The 15214-nt window shown below is 64.1% G+C and carries 22 protein-coding genes; 10 read left to right on the forward strand and 12 right to left on the reverse strand.

Going from position 1 to position 15214, the window contains the following annotated elements; genetic code table 11:
- Positions 1-13 precede the first annotated feature (13 nt).
- Positions 14-241, forward strand: coding sequence for a hypothetical protein (locus PVE73_RS17350; RefSeq protein ID WP_277363438.1), 228 nt, complete (start codon positions 14-16; stop codon positions 239-241).
- An 80-nt stretch (positions 242-321) separates the two neighbouring features.
- Here the strand turns inward: PVE73_RS17350 and PVE73_RS17355 are convergent, their stop codons facing one another.
- A complete protein-coding gene (locus tag PVE73_RS17355; RefSeq protein ID WP_277363439.1) occupies positions 322-726 on the reverse strand; it encodes a hypothetical protein in 405 nt (134 codons plus the stop codon).
- A 188-nt stretch (positions 727-914) separates the two neighbouring features.
- Between PVE73_RS17355 and PVE73_RS17360 the strand changes: the two genes are divergently transcribed.
- Together PVE73_RS17360 and PVE73_RS17365 are read left to right on the forward strand one after the other, a co-directional pair.
- Complete coding sequence (locus PVE73_RS17360) at positions 915-1199, forward strand: hypothetical protein (protein ID WP_277363440.1); 285 nt, start codon at positions 915-917, stop codon at positions 1197-1199.
- A gap of 126 nt (positions 1200-1325) precedes the next feature.
- Entirely contained in the window at positions 1326-1961 is a 636-nt protein-coding gene (locus PVE73_RS17365; RefSeq protein ID WP_277363441.1) for a hypothetical protein, read from the forward strand.
- 259 nt (positions 1962-2220) lie between these two features.
- On the opposite strand, the gene PVE73_RS17370 is transcribed toward PVE73_RS17365, so the two are convergent.
- The 4 genes from PVE73_RS17370 to PVE73_RS17385 all read right to left on the reverse strand — a co-directional run bounded on the left by PVE73_RS17370 (position 2221) and on the right by PVE73_RS17385 (position 3893).
- Positions 2221-2808, reverse strand: coding sequence for a hypothetical protein (locus tag PVE73_RS17370; RefSeq protein ID WP_277363442.1), 588 nt, complete (start codon positions 2806-2808; stop codon positions 2221-2223).
- Between the two features lie 102 nt (positions 2809-2910).
- A complete protein-coding gene (locus PVE73_RS17375; protein WP_277363443.1) occupies positions 2911-3159 on the reverse strand; it encodes a hypothetical protein in 249 nt (82 codons plus the stop codon).
- A 114-nt stretch (positions 3160-3273) separates the two neighbouring features.
- Positions 3274-3483 (reverse strand): cold-shock protein, encoded by a 210-nt coding sequence (locus PVE73_RS17380; protein ID WP_277363444.1) that lies wholly within the window; start codon positions 3481-3483, stop codon positions 3274-3276.
- A 20-nt stretch (positions 3484-3503) separates the two neighbouring features.
- A complete protein-coding gene (locus tag PVE73_RS17385) occupies positions 3504-3893 on the reverse strand; it encodes a hypothetical protein (protein ID WP_277363445.1) in 390 nt (129 codons plus the stop codon).
- Between PVE73_RS17385 and PVE73_RS17390 the strand changes: the two genes are divergently transcribed.
- Positions 3874-4518 carry a cytochrome c oxidase assembly factor Coa1 family protein gene (locus PVE73_RS17390; protein ID WP_277363446.1) on the forward strand — a complete coding sequence of 215 codons (645 nt, stop codon included), beginning with the start codon at positions 3874-3876 and terminating at the stop codon, positions 4516-4518. The two genes, PVE73_RS17385 and PVE73_RS17390, sit on opposite strands and share 20 nt — an antisense overlap.
- Positions 4519-4530: 12 nt before the next feature.
- Here PVE73_RS17390 and uvrB read toward each other — a convergent pair whose 3' ends face one another.
- From uvrB to PVE73_RS17410, 4 genes are all read right to left on the reverse strand, one after another.
- A complete protein-coding gene (uvrB, locus tag PVE73_RS17395; protein WP_277363447.1) occupies positions 4531-7362 on the reverse strand; it encodes an excinuclease ABC subunit UvrB in 2832 nt (943 codons plus the stop codon).
- Positions 7363-7451: 89 nt separating this feature from the next.
- Positions 7452-7973, reverse strand: a complete 522-nt coding sequence (locus tag PVE73_RS17400; RefSeq protein ID WP_277363448.1) for a histidine phosphatase family protein — start codon at positions 7971-7973, stop codon at positions 7452-7454.
- Between the two features lie 73 nt (positions 7974-8046).
- A complete protein-coding gene (locus tag PVE73_RS17405) occupies positions 8047-8460 on the reverse strand; it encodes a DUF6220 domain-containing protein (protein WP_277363449.1) in 414 nt (137 codons plus the stop codon).
- Between the two features lie 5 nt (positions 8461-8465).
- Positions 8466-9059 (reverse strand): NAD(P)H-dependent oxidoreductase, encoded by a 594-nt coding sequence (locus tag PVE73_RS17410; RefSeq protein ID WP_277363450.1) that lies wholly within the window; start codon positions 9057-9059, stop codon positions 8466-8468.
- 87 nt (positions 9060-9146) lie between these two features.
- Between PVE73_RS17410 and PVE73_RS17415 the strand changes: the two genes are divergently transcribed.
- The 6 genes from PVE73_RS17415 (at position 9147) to PVE73_RS17440 (ending at position 13028) form a co-directional block, all read left to right on the forward strand.
- Positions 9147-10046, forward strand: coding sequence for a LysR family transcriptional regulator (locus PVE73_RS17415; protein WP_277363451.1), 900 nt, complete (start codon positions 9147-9149; stop codon positions 10044-10046).
- A gap of 90 nt (positions 10047-10136) precedes the next feature.
- Positions 10137-10907, forward strand: a complete 771-nt coding sequence (locus PVE73_RS17420; RefSeq protein WP_277363452.1) for an NIPSNAP family protein — start codon at positions 10137-10139, stop codon at positions 10905-10907.
- A 45-nt stretch (positions 10908-10952) separates the two neighbouring features.
- The gene (locus tag PVE73_RS17425; protein WP_277363453.1) at positions 10953-11378 is read left to right on the forward strand and encodes a GNAT family N-acetyltransferase; all 426 of its coding nucleotides are present in this window, start codon (positions 10953-10955) and stop codon (positions 11376-11378) included.
- A gap of 189 nt (positions 11379-11567) precedes the next feature.
- Positions 11568-11780: a cold-shock protein gene (locus PVE73_RS17430; RefSeq protein WP_277363454.1), complete on the forward strand. Its 213-nt coding sequence runs from the start codon at positions 11568-11570 to the stop codon at positions 11778-11780.
- Positions 11781-12159: 379 nt separating this feature from the next.
- On the forward strand, positions 12160-12372 hold the full coding sequence (locus PVE73_RS17435; RefSeq protein ID WP_277363455.1) for a cold-shock protein: 213 nt from the start codon (positions 12160-12162) through the stop codon (positions 12370-12372).
- 230 nt (positions 12373-12602) lie between these two features.
- Complete coding sequence (locus tag PVE73_RS17440) at positions 12603-13028, forward strand: BA14K family protein (RefSeq protein ID WP_277363456.1); 426 nt, start codon at positions 12603-12605, stop codon at positions 13026-13028.
- A gap of 93 nt (positions 13029-13121) precedes the next feature.
- Here PVE73_RS17440 and PVE73_RS17445 read toward each other — a convergent pair whose 3' ends face one another.
- The 3 genes from PVE73_RS17445 to PVE73_RS17455 all read right to left on the reverse strand — a co-directional run bounded on the left by PVE73_RS17445 (position 13122) and on the right by PVE73_RS17455 (position 15212).
- Positions 13122-13760: an MBL fold metallo-hydrolase gene (locus PVE73_RS17445; RefSeq protein WP_277363457.1), complete on the reverse strand. Its 639-nt coding sequence runs from the start codon at positions 13758-13760 to the stop codon at positions 13122-13124.
- A gap of 162 nt (positions 13761-13922) precedes the next feature.
- Complete coding sequence (locus PVE73_RS17450) at positions 13923-14198, reverse strand: hypothetical protein (protein WP_277363458.1); 276 nt, start codon at positions 14196-14198, stop codon at positions 13923-13925.
- Between the two features lie 120 nt (positions 14199-14318).
- Positions 14319-15212, reverse strand: coding sequence for a branched-chain amino acid aminotransferase (locus PVE73_RS17455; RefSeq protein WP_277363459.1), 894 nt, complete (start codon positions 15210-15212; stop codon positions 14319-14321).
- Positions 15213-15214 lie beyond the last annotated feature (2 nt).

The following is a 15214-nucleotide window of genomic DNA, read 5'->3' on the forward strand; positions in this document are numbered from 1 at the left end:
TGAAGGAGACGCCATGCTCGCGCGGCCGGAGAAGTTCAAATGCGTGGAATGCGGCAAGGCCTTGGGCACGCCCGATTTCGCCTACCACAAGGGTCGAATGGACCACGGTCCGGCCTATTGGTCGGGTCACGGCGTGCTCTGCTCGATTCAGTGCTCGCTCGCCCACCACAGGAAGAGGATGGCGGACGGCACGCTGCCGACCAGCCCGGCACGCGATCCCTTCGAGGACGATCGAGATTGAACGCCTAGCCCTCCGTCACCTTGGCGCAACAGGCCGCAACCCTCGTCATTTGGGTCCGGCATTCCCAGCAACTGTTAAGATCAGTGCGCCGGCATGTGGGCCGGCCTGAAGGACATGGCCGCGTGCCTGGAAGCCATTTCACAAAATGATGGTTTTTTCGAATACAGCACGCTCCTCTCCTTGATATACTTGCGCGAATCACTCATCCAAATCTCGGGCACCTGAAAATCGTGCAATCCCAACGAGCCAGAACGTCGCGCAAAAGGATTGTATCGGATCTGGCTGTCGCTATTCTCTTTGTGTTCGCATTTCTTCAGAGCCACGTCGGCCAGACTGCCCCGCGTTTCGACCCAGCCCCCCCGGGCCACGTTCATGCTCACGAGGATCACGGAGCTGGCCATGACCATGCGGGCGCGGCTCAGCACGACGAACACACCACTTCCCACAAAGAAGATCATGACCACGGCAAGAATGCCCACTGTCATGCCTTTATCGGTTTATGCGCCGCGGTCTATGCAGTGCATCCTGCACCACTGCAGGTGGTCCGTTTCATCTATTCCAAAGCCGGCAAGGCGTATACTCATGCGCCGCCTGTCCCCCCTCCCTTGCAACTGATCTGAATTCCTGAAGCGCCGCCCAGGCGGCAATCGGTTATTCAAACGGTTCCTCTGCAATGAAACGCAATATCGACGACGCTATCCGTCCGGAAGTGTCGAGCATGGCTTCGCTTGCCATTCTCGTCGAGTTGCTGGCGAGACTCAGCGCCACAAATTCCGACCTGAGACTGGTCACCCTTACGGCTCTGAAAGCAGCGGCAGACGGGCTGCAAATCGTAGCCAAAGAGCATCATGGGAAGGATGAAAAGGACGTGCTGATCGAAGCGGCGAACACCGTAAGAGAAATACGCCTGTCCATCTTCGACCAGTTGGAAGCGAACAAGCCCGGCTCCAAGCACTGACCGGAGAACACGCCCCAATATCGGGCGTGTTCTTCCGTTGTCGACGCGTTTCCAGGGCACACAACCACTCTCGACCAGAGGTTGTCTGTCACAGCAGAGGAAACACCACATACGAAAGGTGAAGCAATGGCACTCGCTATGGCGTGGCCAATCATCCTGTTTGCGGCTTTTAACGACAATATCCATCTGGCCGAATGCGCCTCGCTTACCGGCGCCGTTTTCGACGACCTCAACCAGAACGGCGTTCGGGAGAAAGGAGAATCCGGCGTGAGGGGCGTGCGCATCGTTACGGGCAGCGGCCACCAGGTTACGACCAGCAAGAATGGTCGCTATCAGGTGACTTGCGCCGCCATCCCGAGCCGGCGAGGTGAATCCGAGCTGCTCCTCAACCTGGACATCCGCACACTGCCCCGTGGCTACAAATTGAGGTCCCGAAACCCACACCTGGTACGGGTGGCGGCAGGCGAATCGACTCAGATCGACTTTGGAATTTCGCTCGACCGCCTTGTCGTCACTGCGAGGGACGAGGATTTCAAGGCGGGCCGTGCCGACCTCACCGCCAAGGCGATGGGCGAGTTGGAGCCACTTTTCCCGGAATTACGCAAGAAACGTCGGGAGGTGCTCATCCTCTACCGCGGCAGCGACACCAAACATGCTCGCGCTCGAGCCCAACATCTGAGAAAGACCATCCTGGAGCGATGGCGACAGAGGGGAAAAGACTACGATCTGCACATCGAGATCAGCATCCAAGCCGCCGAGTGACGACGTGGGCAGGCACGCAAACACCGCCTGAGCCTGCCGGGGGTCCTTCGCGCGCAAGCGGTCGGTTCGGGCGCCGTTCGCGACGACAGACGGTGCCCGGCCGCGGGGCGGATAGATCAGGGTTCCTCTGCCCGGTCCAGCGCCCGCTTGCCCATATGACGGCCGACGGCACGCTGCCTAACCAGCCCGGCGTCGAATCCGTTCGAAGAGGAGCAGGAATGGATGCGGAGCCCGTCGTCACCTTCGACCCGGTGGGGACCTAGTCCGCGCCAGTCCCGCCTATGTCGAGGATGGCAGGTTGGAGGACCATCGGCTCCTCGGCTTCGATCCGGACCGGAGCCCCCAGGGCTTCCGCCAGCGCTTCGCCGGCGGCGAGGCCGGCCATGTCGTCCGGCTCGACGCCGATGACGATCTCGCCGGTTCTCTCATCCACGTAGCGGCCGTGGGCCGTCGGCAGCGTCCGCTCGATGGTCGCGCGGCCGCCCTCCATCACCGCCATCAGTTCAGTGAATGTATGCAGCGCGCCCGGCTCGAACACGACTTCGATGCGCTCGCCGCTGATTTGGTGCGTTTCCGGAGCCACTGCCGCATGGCCGGTCAGCCGCACCACGATCCTGTTGCGCTCGCGCTCGAAATACATCCCCGCCAGACGGTCGGCATACCGCTCCTTCAGGTGAAGGACGAGCGGGCCGGTGTCGATATGTTTTTCGGACAAGGCGGCCACGGGATCGTAACCTGCCGGCGGCCCCGCCTGCGCCGGAACCTCGTTCACCTGCGCCATGCGGCCTTCCGCATGCGCCACTCCTGCCGTCAATGAGGCAATGACGATCGCTGCGATTGCCTGCACTGTGTCGCTCCTCGATGATTCCGACCGGGAGAGTTGCGACTCAAAATGCGGCGATCGTAAGTTGATGCAGTCCGGACAGGGGTCGGAGGCGGCTTGATCTTGCTAGGTCGAAGACCGGGCGCGCCGTGGAGCTGCGGTCTTCGTTCGGCGCTGCTTGGCCGGAGCCGGGACCGCAGCCGCCCTCTCTTCTTGCTCCAGCCGTGCCTTGCGAAGCCGTGCGGTCTTGGCCTCGCGGCTCGCCGCCTCGGCGTCGATGATGGCCCGGGCGGTGTTGTCCGTGATATCGGCCTTGGTCTCGGCCTTCGACCGCGTGGGCCGGAACAGGTTATGCTGGGTGATGACGTCGCTCATGCTGTCTCATCCTTCCGTTCTCAAGAAGCAAAAGGCCGGGCGCGAGCCCGACCTCTCTTCTTCATCTCCGCAATCCGTGCCAGTACATCCGTGGTCACGGACAGAAGATGAAACCTACGCAACCTGCAGGTTCTCGGCGGCATTCTTGCCGTTCCGGTTGTCCCTCACGACGTCAAAGCTGAGCTTTTGACCTTCCGCGATGGTTTGCATGCCGGAGCGCTCGACGGCGGAGATGTGGACGAAAACATCCGCACCACCATCATCGGGGGCGATGAAGCCGAAGCCCTTGGTTGAATTGAAGAACTTTACTGTTCCAGTGCTCATGACGATTTCCTTTCAATCGGTCACAGAAGATTGCTCACCACGCCCGAGGCTGGCGAGCGGTTCAGATCGATTTTGAAGAGGAAGATCGCGTACGGCGTGTTTGCGCCAGAAACAAAGTTCGACAAGCAAGATCGATATGTAGGAACATAGGCGTCGGAGATGTCGGAAACAAGACGCCGCTGAAAATAATGTCTTTGTCCCGCGCTGCAGGTCCGGCGACTGCCTTCCTCCACCTCCGGGCCGATGGGCGCCGTCGCACATGCCGGCGCGCGGCCCGCCTCCCCCAGCGGGCGGGACGGCTCCCCGCCACGCATTGACAGCGTGCCGTTCGGCCACGATGAATACCGCGGACGGAACGCCCCGCCAGCCACGAAGACCAGGACCCATTGCATGGCCAGCCAGCCGCTCAACGAACCGGCCGAAATTCCCGCCGAGCTCGACCGCTGGAACTGGGGCGCCTTCCTGCTCAACTGGATCTGGGGCATCGGCAACAGCGTCTTCATCGCACTCCTGATGTTCGTGCCGCTGGTCAACATCGTCATGATCTTCGTCCTCGGCGCGCAGGGCAGCCGCTGGGCCTGGCGCAACCGTGTCTGGCGCGACGCGGAGCACTTCCGCCGCGTGCAGCGCAAATGGGCGATTGCGGGGCTGATCGCCTGGATCGCCGTGATCGGGCTTTGCGCCTTCGCAGTGATGAGCTTTCCGCTGGCGCTGAAGAACAGTGTGGCTTATCGGATGACGATGGAGACCGTGCGCGACGATGCCGGGGTGAAGGCGATGCTCGGTGACGGTATCGAACCGGCCTTCTGGGTGAGCGGCGGCATCAATATGCAGGCGGACGGCGGCGGCGCGGCGGCTCTCAGCATCCCCATCACCGGCAGCAAGGGCTCCGGAAGGGTCATTTCGCAGGCCCTGCGCACCGGCGGCGTGTGGGAGCTGCGTCTTGTCGTGGTCCGTATCGACGGGCTGGATTCGCCGCTGGTCCTGAAGAACACGGGCAATCTTCCGATCCCCAACGCCCCGCTCGATCTTTAGAGGAAGGTCGCGCTACCGCCCCGGCCGGCCCGTCTTTGCCGGGCGGCGCTTGCGCCGGCGCTCGTCAACCGGCTCTTCGTAGGAGCCAGCGCCAATCTTGCCGCGCCTCGGTTCGCCCGGTCCCTCGACAGGGTCGGGATGGGGGCGAACCGGCGGCGCCTTGCCAACGGGCTTTTCCGTGCGGCCGACGGTCATCTCGTCGAGCGTGTTCTTGCGGAAGAGCGTTTTGCCGGCGGGAACCGCATGCGCGCCCGAAGTGCCCATGTCGTCGAGGTGGGGCTTGCGGAAGAGGGGCTGGCCGGAGGCGTCGCGCTCCTTGGCGCCGCCGCTCGAACCGTGCCCCTCCCCCTGAGCTTGTCGAGGGGGCCTTCCCTTCGCCCTGTCGCGCCTGCTCTTCTGGGTGTTCTCCACGCCGGCGTCGCGGGCGAGCGGATCGTCCATGACGGCCAGCTCGGTTTCCTTGAGGCGCTTGATCTCGTCGCGCAGGCGGGCGGCCTCCTCGAAATCGAGGTCGGCGGCCGCGTCGCGCATGGCCTTTTCGAGGTGCTCGAGGTGGGCGGCGAGATTGTTGCCGACGAGATTGTTCAAATCCTCGCCCTTGGCGCCCCTGACCTCGGCGCGCACATGGTCGCGCTCGTAGACGGAGCCGAGGATGTCACCGATGTTCTTCTTGATGGATTCCGGGGTGATGCCGTTCGCGGTATTGAACTCGAGCTGCTTTTCGCGGCGGCGGTTGGTCTCCGCGATGGCGCGGTCCATGGAGCCGGTGACGTTGTCGGCATAGAGAATGACGCGGCCGTCCACGTTGCGCGCGGCACGGCCGATGGTCTGGATGAGCGAGGTTTCGGAGCGCAGGAAGCCTTCCTTGTCGGCGTCGAGGATGGCGACGAGGCCGCATTCGGGGATGTCGAGGCCCTCGCGGAGCAGATTGATGCCGACGAGCACGTCGAAGGCACCGAGGCGGAGGTCGCGGATGATCTCGATGCGCTCCAGCGTGTCGATGTCGGAATGCATGTAGCGCACGCGGATGCCCTGCTCGTGCAGGTATTCCGTGAGATCCTCGGCCATGCGCTTGGTGAGCACCGTAACCAGCGTGCGGTACCCGGCGCGCGTGGTTTCGCGGATCTCCCCCAGCACGTCGTCCACCTGGGATTTGGCAGAGCGGATATCCACCGGCGGGTCGATGAGGCCGGTCGGGCGGATGACCTGCTCGGCGAAGACGCCGCCGGACTGCTCCATCTCCCAGTTTCCAGGAGTGGCGGAGACGCAGACGGTGGGCGGGCGCATGGCGTCCCATTCCTCGAAGCGCAGCGGCCGGTTGTCCATGCAGGACGGCAGGCGGAAGCCGTATTCGGCCAGCGTGGCCTTGCGGCGGAAGTCACCACGATACATGCCGCCGATCTGCGGGATGGTGACGTGGGATTCGTCGACGAAGACCAGCGCGTTGTCCGGCACGTATTCGAAAAGCGTGGGCGGCGGCTCGCCGGGGGCGCGGCCGGTCAAATAGCGTGAATAGTTCTCGATGCCGGCGCAGGAGCCGGTGGCCTCCAGCATCTCCAGATCGAAGCGGCAACGCTGTTCGAGGCGCTGGGCCTCGAGCAGGCGGCCGGCGGCTTCGAGCTCGACCAGCCGCTGCTTCAGCTCTTGCTTGATCTGCCTGATGGCCTGGTTGAGGGTCGGGCGCGGGGTGACGTAGTGCGAGTTGGCGTAGATCTTCACCGACTTCAGATCGTCGGTCTTCTTGCCGGTGAGCGGGTCGAACTCGGTGATGGTCTCGATCTCGTCGCCGAAGAGCGAGATGCGCCAGGCGCGGTCTTCCAGGTGGGCGGGGAAGATCTCGATCGTATCGCCGCGCACGCGAAAGGAGCCGCGCACGAAATCCGCCTCGCGGCGCTTGTACTGCTGCTCCACGAGGTCGGCGAGAAGTTGGCGCTGATCAAGCCGGTCGCCCACCGACATCTGGAAGGTCATGGCGGTATAGGTTTCCACAGAACCGATACCGTAGATGCAGGAGACGGAGGCGACGATGATGACGTCGTCGCGCTCGAGCAGGGCGCGGGTGGCCGAGTGGCGCATGCGGTCGATCTGCTCGTTGATGGAGGATTCCTTCTCGATGAAGGTGTCCGAGCGCGGGACGTAGGCCTCCGGCTGGTAGTAGTCGTAATAGGAGACGAAATACTCGACCGCGTTGTCCGGGAAGAAGGACTTGAACTCGCCATAGAGCTGGGCGGCCAACGTCTTGTTGGGGGCGAGGATGAGCGCCGGACGCTGCGTTTCCTCGATCACCTTGGCCATGGTGAAGGTCTTGCCCGAGCCGGTGACGCCCAAGAGCACCTGCGTGCGCTCGTTCTCGTTGGCGCCGGCGACGAGGTCGCGGATGGCCGTGGGCTGGTCGCCCGCGGGCTGGAATTCCGACGCCATGCGGAACGGGATGCCGCCCTCGGATTTTTCCGGACGGGCGGGACGGTGGGGCACCCAGGCGGATTTGAGATTCGGGTCGCCGCCTTCGATGAGCCTCGACAGCGCTGCGACGGTTGCCGTCACCCCGCCGGGGGCGAGGCCCTCCGCCTCCTCCAACGTCATGTCGAGACCGGCGACAGGCATGAGCCCCGCGGCCGCGCGTTCCTTGGCGGTTGCAGCGCCGCCCATGGAGGTGCCGCGCGCGGTCTTGCCCGGAGCGGCGGAGCGCTCGGGGATCTTCTTCCTGGGTTTCGCCGGCTTCTCGGCCTCGCGCGTGAGCTCTGCGGCCCAATCGGAGATGGAGCCGGAGAGCGGCGTGCCGGAAAGCGGAGGCTGGGGCTGCTCCGCGAAGCCGCCGTGCTTCTTGTCTGAGGAATTGGCCATGGCGCCGAATATGGAGGCTCACCGCGCAAATGGGAAGAGGCGGCGCGTCGCCCCGGACCTTCCGCCGCGACGTTGCTGACAGGAGGCTGTCAGGAGGCGAAATCCCTCGGCCGCAGGAAGTGGGTGAGCCGGGCGCCTCCGGAGCCGAGGGCCGGCCAGGGCCCTTCGAACTCGAACCGTGCCAGCGCGGCGGTGGGGAATTTCTCCTCGATCCGCCTCAGGGCCGGCCGCTTTGAGCCCGGGCCGGCCAGCATCCGCGCGAACTCCTCCAGGCCGGGATTGTGGCCGAGGACGAGGAGACGCTGGACATTCTCGGGAACGGTCCTGATGGCTTTCAGGATCACGTCCGCGGAGGCCATATAGAGAGAATAATCGTAATCCGCGACGGGAGCGGCTTCGCCCAATTCCGCCCCGACCAGCCGCCAGGTCTGGCGGGTGCGCAAGGCGGAGGAGACGAGGGCCCGGTCGGGCACCCAGCCGCGCGCCGCGATCTCACGACCCATCCTCGGCGCGGCCCTTTCTCCACGCTCGGCCAGCGGGCGGTCGAAATCCTCGAGCGCGGGATCCTCCCAGCTCGACTTCGCGTGGCGCAGCAAAAGAAGCTCCCTCACCGCCCTCTCCCGTTTCACTCCGGCCATGAACCGCTAGCACGAAGCGCCGCAAAGCGCGAAGCCCCCTCTCGCATCATCCCTTATGACTGCGCTCGACCTTGGCGACGATGACGAGCGCGGCGGCAAGCAGCAGACTCCCGTTGAAAGGATGCATCGCCTGCAGGACGCCGGAGCCGGAATTCTGACCGGCGACGATGTAGACGATCTGCAGGAGATAGAGCAGCACAAGGCATCCCACCCACCAGCGCAGCGGCCGGACGCTGCGCACGATCAGCGTCGAGATGAACAGTGCCAGGATCGGCACGGCGGCCAGCGCGCCCAGAACGGCGTGCCACTCCCAGAACGCGGCGTCCTGGAACAGGGAGAGACCAGCCGTGAAGAACTGAGCGAAGAGGAGAACCGGCACGAGCCGGGCCGCATGGGCGAAATGGCGTGGCGCAATGCGATGGGAGCGGTCGCCGGCGGGGCTTTCCTGAGGGAGGGACATCACGATCACCCCTGCACCGGGACGAGTTGCCGGGATCGGGCGGGCGCCTCGGCGGGCGTGATTTCGGCGATCCATCCGCGCAATTCGGCAACGTAACGATGAGCGGCTTCTTCCCGTGCTCCGTCGGAAAGCTTGTCCGCCCGGTAGAGCAGGAAGGGATCTGACCAGGGGAGCGCATAGCGGCTCGCCATCGAGCGCAGCGGCTTCAGGATCTCATCCAACGGGAACAGGTTGATGCCCGACGGTGAATAGGCTTCCGGCACATTGCCCGCAGTAACCGCAAGCTTGAGCGGTGTACCTTCGAATTTCCGGCCTTCCGCCTCGTAGGCGATATAATACATGCGGGTGAGCACCGCGTTTTGCCACGCCTTCAGAAGCGGCGGCGCCGAATACCACATCAGCGGGAACTGCAGCACCAGCCGGTCGGCAGAGAGCAGGCGGGCCGCCTCGCGGCCAGCGTCGATCTCGCCCGCCGGATAGAGCGCTTGCATATCGACCACCTCCGTGCCGGGCACCGAGCCGGCGGCGGCGGCGAGGGCCGCATTGGCGCGGGAGCGTGAGAGATCATGGTGAAAAAGCAGGATCAGCGTCTTCGTCATGGCAACCTCCATTTGGTGATGGAGGGAAGATGCAGGCGCTATAAGAATTCTTCCAATTAATATCCGATATATGTCATTATCCATTTCATGAATTTACGTTCCATCGATCTCAACCTGCTGGTGGTCCTCGACGCGCTTCTGGAAGAAGCCCATGTCTCGCGTGCGGCAGATCGGCTGGGGCTCTCGCAGCCCGCCACATCGAGCGCGCTCGAGCGCTGCCGGCATCTCTTTCGCGACGCACTTCTGGAGCGCGGGAAGGGAGGGATGCGGCTGACGCCCAGGGCGGAAAGCCTGCGCGAACCGCTGAAGAACCTGCTCGCGGAAGTCCAGGCGGTGATCGCCCCGCCCCAGATTCCGCTGAGCGAACTGCGCCAGACCGTGCGCGTGCTCATGGCAGACTATCCGGCCGTCTTCGTTGTGGGGCCGCTGCACGAGCGGCTGAGGGAAAGCGCGCCAGGGATCGATCTCGTCGTCGAAACGTGGCGCGGCGCGGAGCAGGCATTGGACATGCTGGCCAAGGGCGCAATCGACCTCGCGGCCTCGGTCTTCACCACGCATGATGCGGCCCTCCGCCGCGAGGAATTGCTGCGGGAGCACTATGTGGTCGCGATGCGCAGGGACCATCCGGCGGCTCCGGGTTTCGACCTCGAAAGCTGGATCGCCTATCCACATGTGCTGGTTTCCGGGCGCGGACACATGACCGGGCCATTGGACGAAGCGCTGGCCGCCCGCAACCTTGCGCGGCGGGTGGCTGTCGTCGTGCCCAATTTTTCGATCGTGCCGCAGCTTCTGGAGGGATCGGACCTCATCGCGATGCTGCCCAGCCGCTGCATGCCGCGGGAACGCGACTGCCTCGCGGCCTTTGAACCGCCGATCGCCGTGGACGGATTCCCGCTGCATCTGGCATGGCACAAGCGGCGCGACGGCGATCAGGCGGTGCAGCATGTGGCGGGAATTCTGCGCGAATTGCTGGCGTCGGACCGCTAAGGACGCTGGAGGGAACAGCGGGTCATCGGCTCCTGACGACATGCTGACAGGAGTGGGCTGCTATCATTGTCTGCGCAAACGGAGCCGACGATGACCGCAGACATACAAGTGAGATCCGGCAGGACCGGAACCCCGACGCACCAGAACGTGGTGGAGCTGCGGCGCTATCTCCTCCATCCCGGCCAGCGCGAGGACCTGATCGCCATCTTCGACCGGCATCTGGTGGAAAGCCAGGAAGCTTGCGGCATGGCGGTTCTGGGCCAGTTCCGCGACCTCGACCGGCCCGATGACTTCGTGTGGCTGCGCGGCTTTGCCGGCATGGAGAGCCGGAGGGCGGCGCTCACAGCCTTCTATGGCGGGCCGGTCTGGGCGGAGCACCGGAATGCCGCCAACGCCACCATGAACCGCTTCGACGACGTGCTGCTCCTGCGGCCGGCGGCCGACGGAGCGGCTTTCGCGCTGGACGGTCGCGAACGGTCGGCGTGGGGCGCCCCGGACAAGACGGCGGCGGTTTTCACGGTCTCCGTGTTCCCGCTGGCACCGCACCGGGCGGACGCCTTCCCCGCCTATTTTGCGAGCACGCTTCTGCCGGTCCTCATGGACGCGGGGGCGGCCGAGGGCACGTGTCTCGTGACCGAGGAAAGCGAAAACACCTTTCCCCGCTTGCCGGTGCGCGGGAAGGAACGCGTCTTCGTGTGGATCGCGCGCTTCGAGGACGAAGCCGCGCAGCGGGCCTTCTCCGCACATCTCCATGCCTCGCGAGGCTGGCAGGAAGCGATGGCGGACGGCTTCGGCGGACACGCCAATGCGCCGCTCACGATATCGCGGCTCTCGCCCACGGGCCGGTCGCTGCTGCGGTAGCGGAAATCCCTTTCCAGACGGTTCTTTATCATACAATCTGCATCCATGAGCGAACGGCCCCATGTCATCTACGCACGGGAACAGGAACTGGAGGTGGCTGAGTTCCGCCGCGTGCTCGTCGAATCCGGCCTCGGCGCGATGCGCCCGGTCGATGACGAGGCGCGGCTTAAGACCATGCTCGAACAGGCTGGCCTGATCATAACCGCCAGGCTCGACCAGCCGGGAAAGCCGCTGGTGGGCGTGGCGCGCGGCGTGACGGATTCCGCCTGGTGCTGCTACGTGTCTGAGCTTGCCGTCGCGGCCTCCGCGCAGGGACTTGGCATCGGCAAGGGCCTGCTGGAGGAGGCGCGGCGGCAGATCGGGCCGCGGGTGGCGCTCTTCCTGGTTTCCGTGCCCGATGCGGTGCGCTTCTATGAACGCATCGGCATGGACCGCATCACGGAAGCTTTCTGGTTCAAGCGTAGCGTGTAGCCGAAAGCCCAGGACGAGCCTTGCTTCGGACGCGTTTCCATGCGATAAAGCGTGACGCCCCGGGGATTGCAGACCCGGAGAACTGGACGCTTATTTGGACGACCTTTTCCCGACATCTTAACTCGCGGCGACGGCGAACCTGTACAGGCCGTACAGACGCCACTTTACGAACGGGAAAAGGAGTTTCCCATGTCCCAGACCGGCACGGTCAAATTCTTCAACGCCTCCAAGGGCTTTGGTTTCATCACGCCCGATAACGGCCAGAAGGACGTCTTCGTCCATGTGTCGGCTGTCGAGGCTTCCGGCATGCGCTCGCTCGTCGACGGCCAGAAGGTTTCCTTCGACGTCGAGCCGGACCGTATGGGCAAGGGCCCGAAGGCGGTGAACCTTTCGGCGGCATAAGCCGCATGCCGCTTTCGAGCGGCCGATGATCGAGAGGCGCGGCGGGCATCCTGCCGCGCCTTTTTCTTATGCGGCGGCGGCGATCAGGCCCCTGCCCCGTGCCGAAGTCCGACACAAAACTTTCGCTTGCCGCAAATGAGAAAATGAGGGAAACTTTTCGCCGTTCGGGCATTTGCCGGCCCGGAGACTGGAATAGCATGCCCCGGCAATAGACACGAGAAAGGCTTCCGGGAAGTCGCGTGGCACAAGAAGTCCGGCAGGATCGCACGCGAGCTGACTGTTTCTTCTCCCCCAGTAAACGACCGAGGAACCCTGGGCCATAGCCCGAAAGACTATGGTCCGCAGACTTTGATTGACCGGGAGAAAAGGATCCCTTCCCATGTCCCAGAGCGGTATCGTGAAATTCTTCAATCATGCCAAGGGTTTCGGCTTCATCACGCCGGATGATGGCCAGAAGGACGTCTTCGTGCATATCTCCGCCGTGCAGGCTTCCGGCCTGCCGGGCCTCGAGGACGGCCAGAAGGTGACCTTCGACACCGAGCCGGACAAGCGCGGCAAGGGACCGAAGGCCGTCAATCTCGCCCTCGGCTGATCGACCGACGGCCGCCGAGCGGCCGGAGAATTCCGCGGCGCCGGCTTTCGAGCCGGCGTTTTTATTTGTCTTCTTCGCTTTGTGTCACACCGCACCCGAATGTGACCGGAGGTCGGGAACCCGGCCCACATCCTGCCGCGTTTACCATTCAGATGCCGTTCAGCTAAGGGATCATAGCATCCCGGCATCAGCGCTCGATCAGGCGATCGCGCGATACAGGAGAGACGAAGATGAACCGGATCCTCAAGAGTGCCATTCTCGGTGTCGCCGTGGCGGCGACCACGCTCGCCGCGCTTCCGGCAGCCCAGGCGCACGACCATTGGCGGCGCCACCATCATCGCGATCGCGGCGACGAGCTCGCCGCCGGCCTCGCCGGCCTTGCCGTCGGCGCCATCGTGGGCGGCGTGCTGGCGCAGCCACGCACGGAGCGGGTCTATATCGATCCGCCAACCTATTACCGACCGGCGCCTGTCTATCGCGACCCCGGCTATTACCGTCCGGCGCCCGTCTACCGGCCTGCCCCGGTCCACTACGGCGCCGAGCCCTGGACGCGCGAGTGGTACCGCGCCTGCAGCATCCGCTACCGCAGCTTCGATCCGGAGTCGGGCACCTATATGGGCTATGACGGCCGCCGCCACTTCTGCAATATCGGCTGACAGATCAGCGGGTGAAGCAGCCCGGCGTCGCATGTATGCGGCAAAGGAAAACAGCGCCTTCGGGCGCTGTTTTGAGCCTCGCCTGCTTTCCCCTTATACCAGGAACGGGTTGGTCCGCCGCTCCTCGCCGAACCGGCCGCCCGGCCCATGGCCGCAGAGGAAGCCGATATCGTCGCCGAGCGGCAGGAGCTTCTCCTTGATGGAACGGATGAGCGCGGCGTGGTCGCCGCCCGGCAGATCGGTGCGACCGATGGAGCCGTGGAAGAGCACATCGCCCACATGGGCGAACTTCGCCGCCTCGTTATAGAAGACGATATGGCCCGGCGAATGGCCGGGACAGTGGAACACCTTGAATTCGTGGCCGGCGAAGGAGACACCCTCCCCCTCATCGAGGAAACGGTCCGGCGCAACGTCACGGACAGGATCGGAAAGCCCGAACATGCGCGCCTGCGCCTCAAGATTGAGGAGAAGCTCGCGGTCGACCTCATGGGGCCCGAGAATCTTCACCCCGAGCGCTTCCTTCAGATCCATGGCGCCGCCGGCATGGTCGATATGGCCGTGCGTGAGCCAGATCGCCTCGACGGCAAGACCCGCCTGTTCGATGGCCTCGCGGATGCGGTCCACTTCGCCGCCCGGATCGACCACCACACCGCGCTTCTCCCCCTCGTCGAACAGGATGGTGCAGTTCTGCTGGAACGGCGTGACGGGGATGATGCCGGCTCTGATACTCATGGAACAAGGGAATAGGGAAATGGGGCAATAAGGCAATAGGGGAAAACAGGGCAATCGCGCTTCGCCGTGAGACAATGGCGGAACCGCACACTCCTATAGTCCACTGCCTGAAACACGGACGGGCGGCCAAGCCGCCCGTCCGCAACAATTGGCAAATAGGCGTCAGGCCTTCTTCATGGAATTCATGATCGCGCCGACGATGCCGGTAAGGATGGCGCCACCTGCGCCGCCCCCGACCACGTGGCCAAGCACACCGCTCAACGCGCCTGCCTCACCACCCATACCAGACAGCAAGGCGCCTCCCCCAACGCCGCCGACGATGCCGCTCAGAATGATCGGCAGCTGACTCATCGCCGCTTTCTTGAACGCTGCGCCAACTGCCTCACCGGCGACAACGCCGGATATGGCCTGAACAAGGATGGGAACAAATGCTTCCATCTTAGCCCTCTCCTCAAATAGCCGGCCTCGTGCCGGCGCTCACCATGAAACGCCGAATCCGGCCAAAGTCAAATAAGGAGGGGCTCGCGCCCGCGCACGACTGCGCGAGCGCGGCGTGTTCTATTCGGCCGCGAGCCGCTGGCGCGGACGCACTTCCTCGGAATAATCATTCATCAAAAGACGAGTGATTTCACCGACTTGGAAGGTGTGAGGCCCAATCTCGGCGACCGGCGTCACTTCCGCGGCACTGCCCGTGAGGAAGCATTGCTCGAAATCCGTGAGTTCTTCCGGCTGGATCGTCCTTTCGACCACTTCGAGGCCGCGCCGGCGCGCCAGATCGATCACCGTGCGCCGGGTGATTCCATCCAGGAAGCAGTCCGGATCGGGCGTGTGCAGCTTGCCGTCCTTGACGAAGAAGATGTTGGCGCCGGTGGCTTCGGCCACCTGGCCGCGCCAGTCGAGCATCATGGCGTCGTTGTAGCCCTTGGCCTCTGCCGCATGCTTGGAGAGCGTGCAGATCATGTAGAGACCCGACGCCTTGGCCTTGGACGGCGCCGTACGCGGGTCCGGCCGGCGGTACTCAGCGATGTCGAGGCGAATGCCCTTCAGGCGCTGCTCCGGATCGAAATAGCTCGGCCATTCCCAGATGGCGATGGCGAGATTGATGCGGTTGTTCTGCGCCGAAACGCCCATCATCTCGCTGCCGCGCCAGGCGATGGGACGCACATAGGCGTCCTGCAGGTTCTGCTTGGCGAGAAGCTGGCGGCATGCGTCATCGATCTCAGCCACCGTATAGGGGATGCGGAAGCCCATGAGGCGCGCGGATTCGTGCAGCCGCTCCGTGTGTTCGGTCAGCTTGAAGATCTGGCCGCCATAGGCGCGCTCGCCCTCGAACACCGCGCTTGCGTAGTGGAGACCGTGGGTGAGTACGTGAATCCTGGCATCCGCCCACTGTACGAACTCGCCGTTCATCCAGATAAAGCCGTCAAGCTGGTCGAAAGGAACAGATGCCATCC

Origin of the sequence: Chelativorans sp. AA-79, assembly GCF_029457495.1 — a bacterium.
Classification (GTDB): domain Bacteria; phylum Pseudomonadota; class Alphaproteobacteria; order Rhizobiales; family Rhizobiaceae; genus Chelativorans.

Coding starts and splice junctions, on each gene's coding strand:
- PVE73_RS17350 (WP_277363438.1), top strand. CDS start 14: ATGCTCGCGCGGCCGGAGAAGTTCAAATGCGTGGAATGCGGCAAGGCC.
- PVE73_RS17355 (WP_277363439.1), bottom strand. CDS start 726: ATGACAGTGGGCATTCTTGCCGTGGTCATGATCTTCTTTGTGGGAAGT.
- PVE73_RS17360 (WP_277363440.1), top strand. CDS start 915: ATGAAACGCAATATCGACGACGCTATCCGTCCGGAAGTGTCGAGCATG.
- PVE73_RS17365 (WP_277363441.1), top strand. CDS start 1,326: ATGGCACTCGCTATGGCGTGGCCAATCATCCTGTTTGCGGCTTTTAAC.
- PVE73_RS17375 (WP_277363443.1), bottom strand. CDS start 3,159: ATGAGCGACGTCATCACCCAGCATAACCTGTTCCGGCCCACGCGGTCG.
- PVE73_RS17380 (WP_277363444.1), bottom strand. CDS start 3,483: ATGAGCACTGGAACAGTAAAGTTCTTCAATTCAACCAAGGGCTTCGGC.
- PVE73_RS17390 (WP_277363446.1), top strand. CDS start 3,874: ATGGCCAGCCAGCCGCTCAACGAACCGGCCGAAATTCCCGCCGAGCTC.
- uvrB (WP_277363447.1), bottom strand. CDS start 7,362: ATGGCCAATTCCTCAGACAAGAAGCACGGCGGCTTCGCGGAGCAGCCC.
- PVE73_RS17405 (WP_277363449.1), bottom strand. CDS start 8,460: ATGTCCCTCCCTCAGGAAAGCCCCGCCGGCGACCGCTCCCATCGCATT.
- PVE73_RS17410 (WP_277363450.1), bottom strand. CDS start 9,059: ATGACGAAGACGCTGATCCTGCTTTTTCACCATGATCTCTCACGCTCC.
- PVE73_RS17415 (WP_277363451.1), top strand. CDS start 9,147: ATGAATTTACGTTCCATCGATCTCAACCTGCTGGTGGTCCTCGACGCG.
- PVE73_RS17420 (WP_277363452.1), top strand. CDS start 10,137: ATGACCGCAGACATACAAGTGAGATCCGGCAGGACCGGAACCCCGACG.
- PVE73_RS17425 (WP_277363453.1), top strand. CDS start 10,953: ATGAGCGAACGGCCCCATGTCATCTACGCACGGGAACAGGAACTGGAG.
- PVE73_RS17430 (WP_277363454.1), top strand. CDS start 11,568: ATGTCCCAGACCGGCACGGTCAAATTCTTCAACGCCTCCAAGGGCTTT.
- PVE73_RS17435 (WP_277363455.1), top strand. CDS start 12,160: ATGTCCCAGAGCGGTATCGTGAAATTCTTCAATCATGCCAAGGGTTTC.
- PVE73_RS17440 (WP_277363456.1), top strand. CDS start 12,603: ATGAACCGGATCCTCAAGAGTGCCATTCTCGGTGTCGCCGTGGCGGCG.
- PVE73_RS17445 (WP_277363457.1), bottom strand. CDS start 13,760: ATGAGTATCAGAGCCGGCATCATCCCCGTCACGCCGTTCCAGCAGAAC.
- PVE73_RS17450 (WP_277363458.1), bottom strand. CDS start 14,198: ATGGAAGCATTTGTTCCCATCCTTGTTCAGGCCATATCCGGCGTTGTC.
- PVE73_RS17455 (WP_277363459.1), bottom strand. CDS start 15,212: ATGGCATCTGTTCCTTTCGACCAGCTTGACGGCTTTATCTGGATGAAC.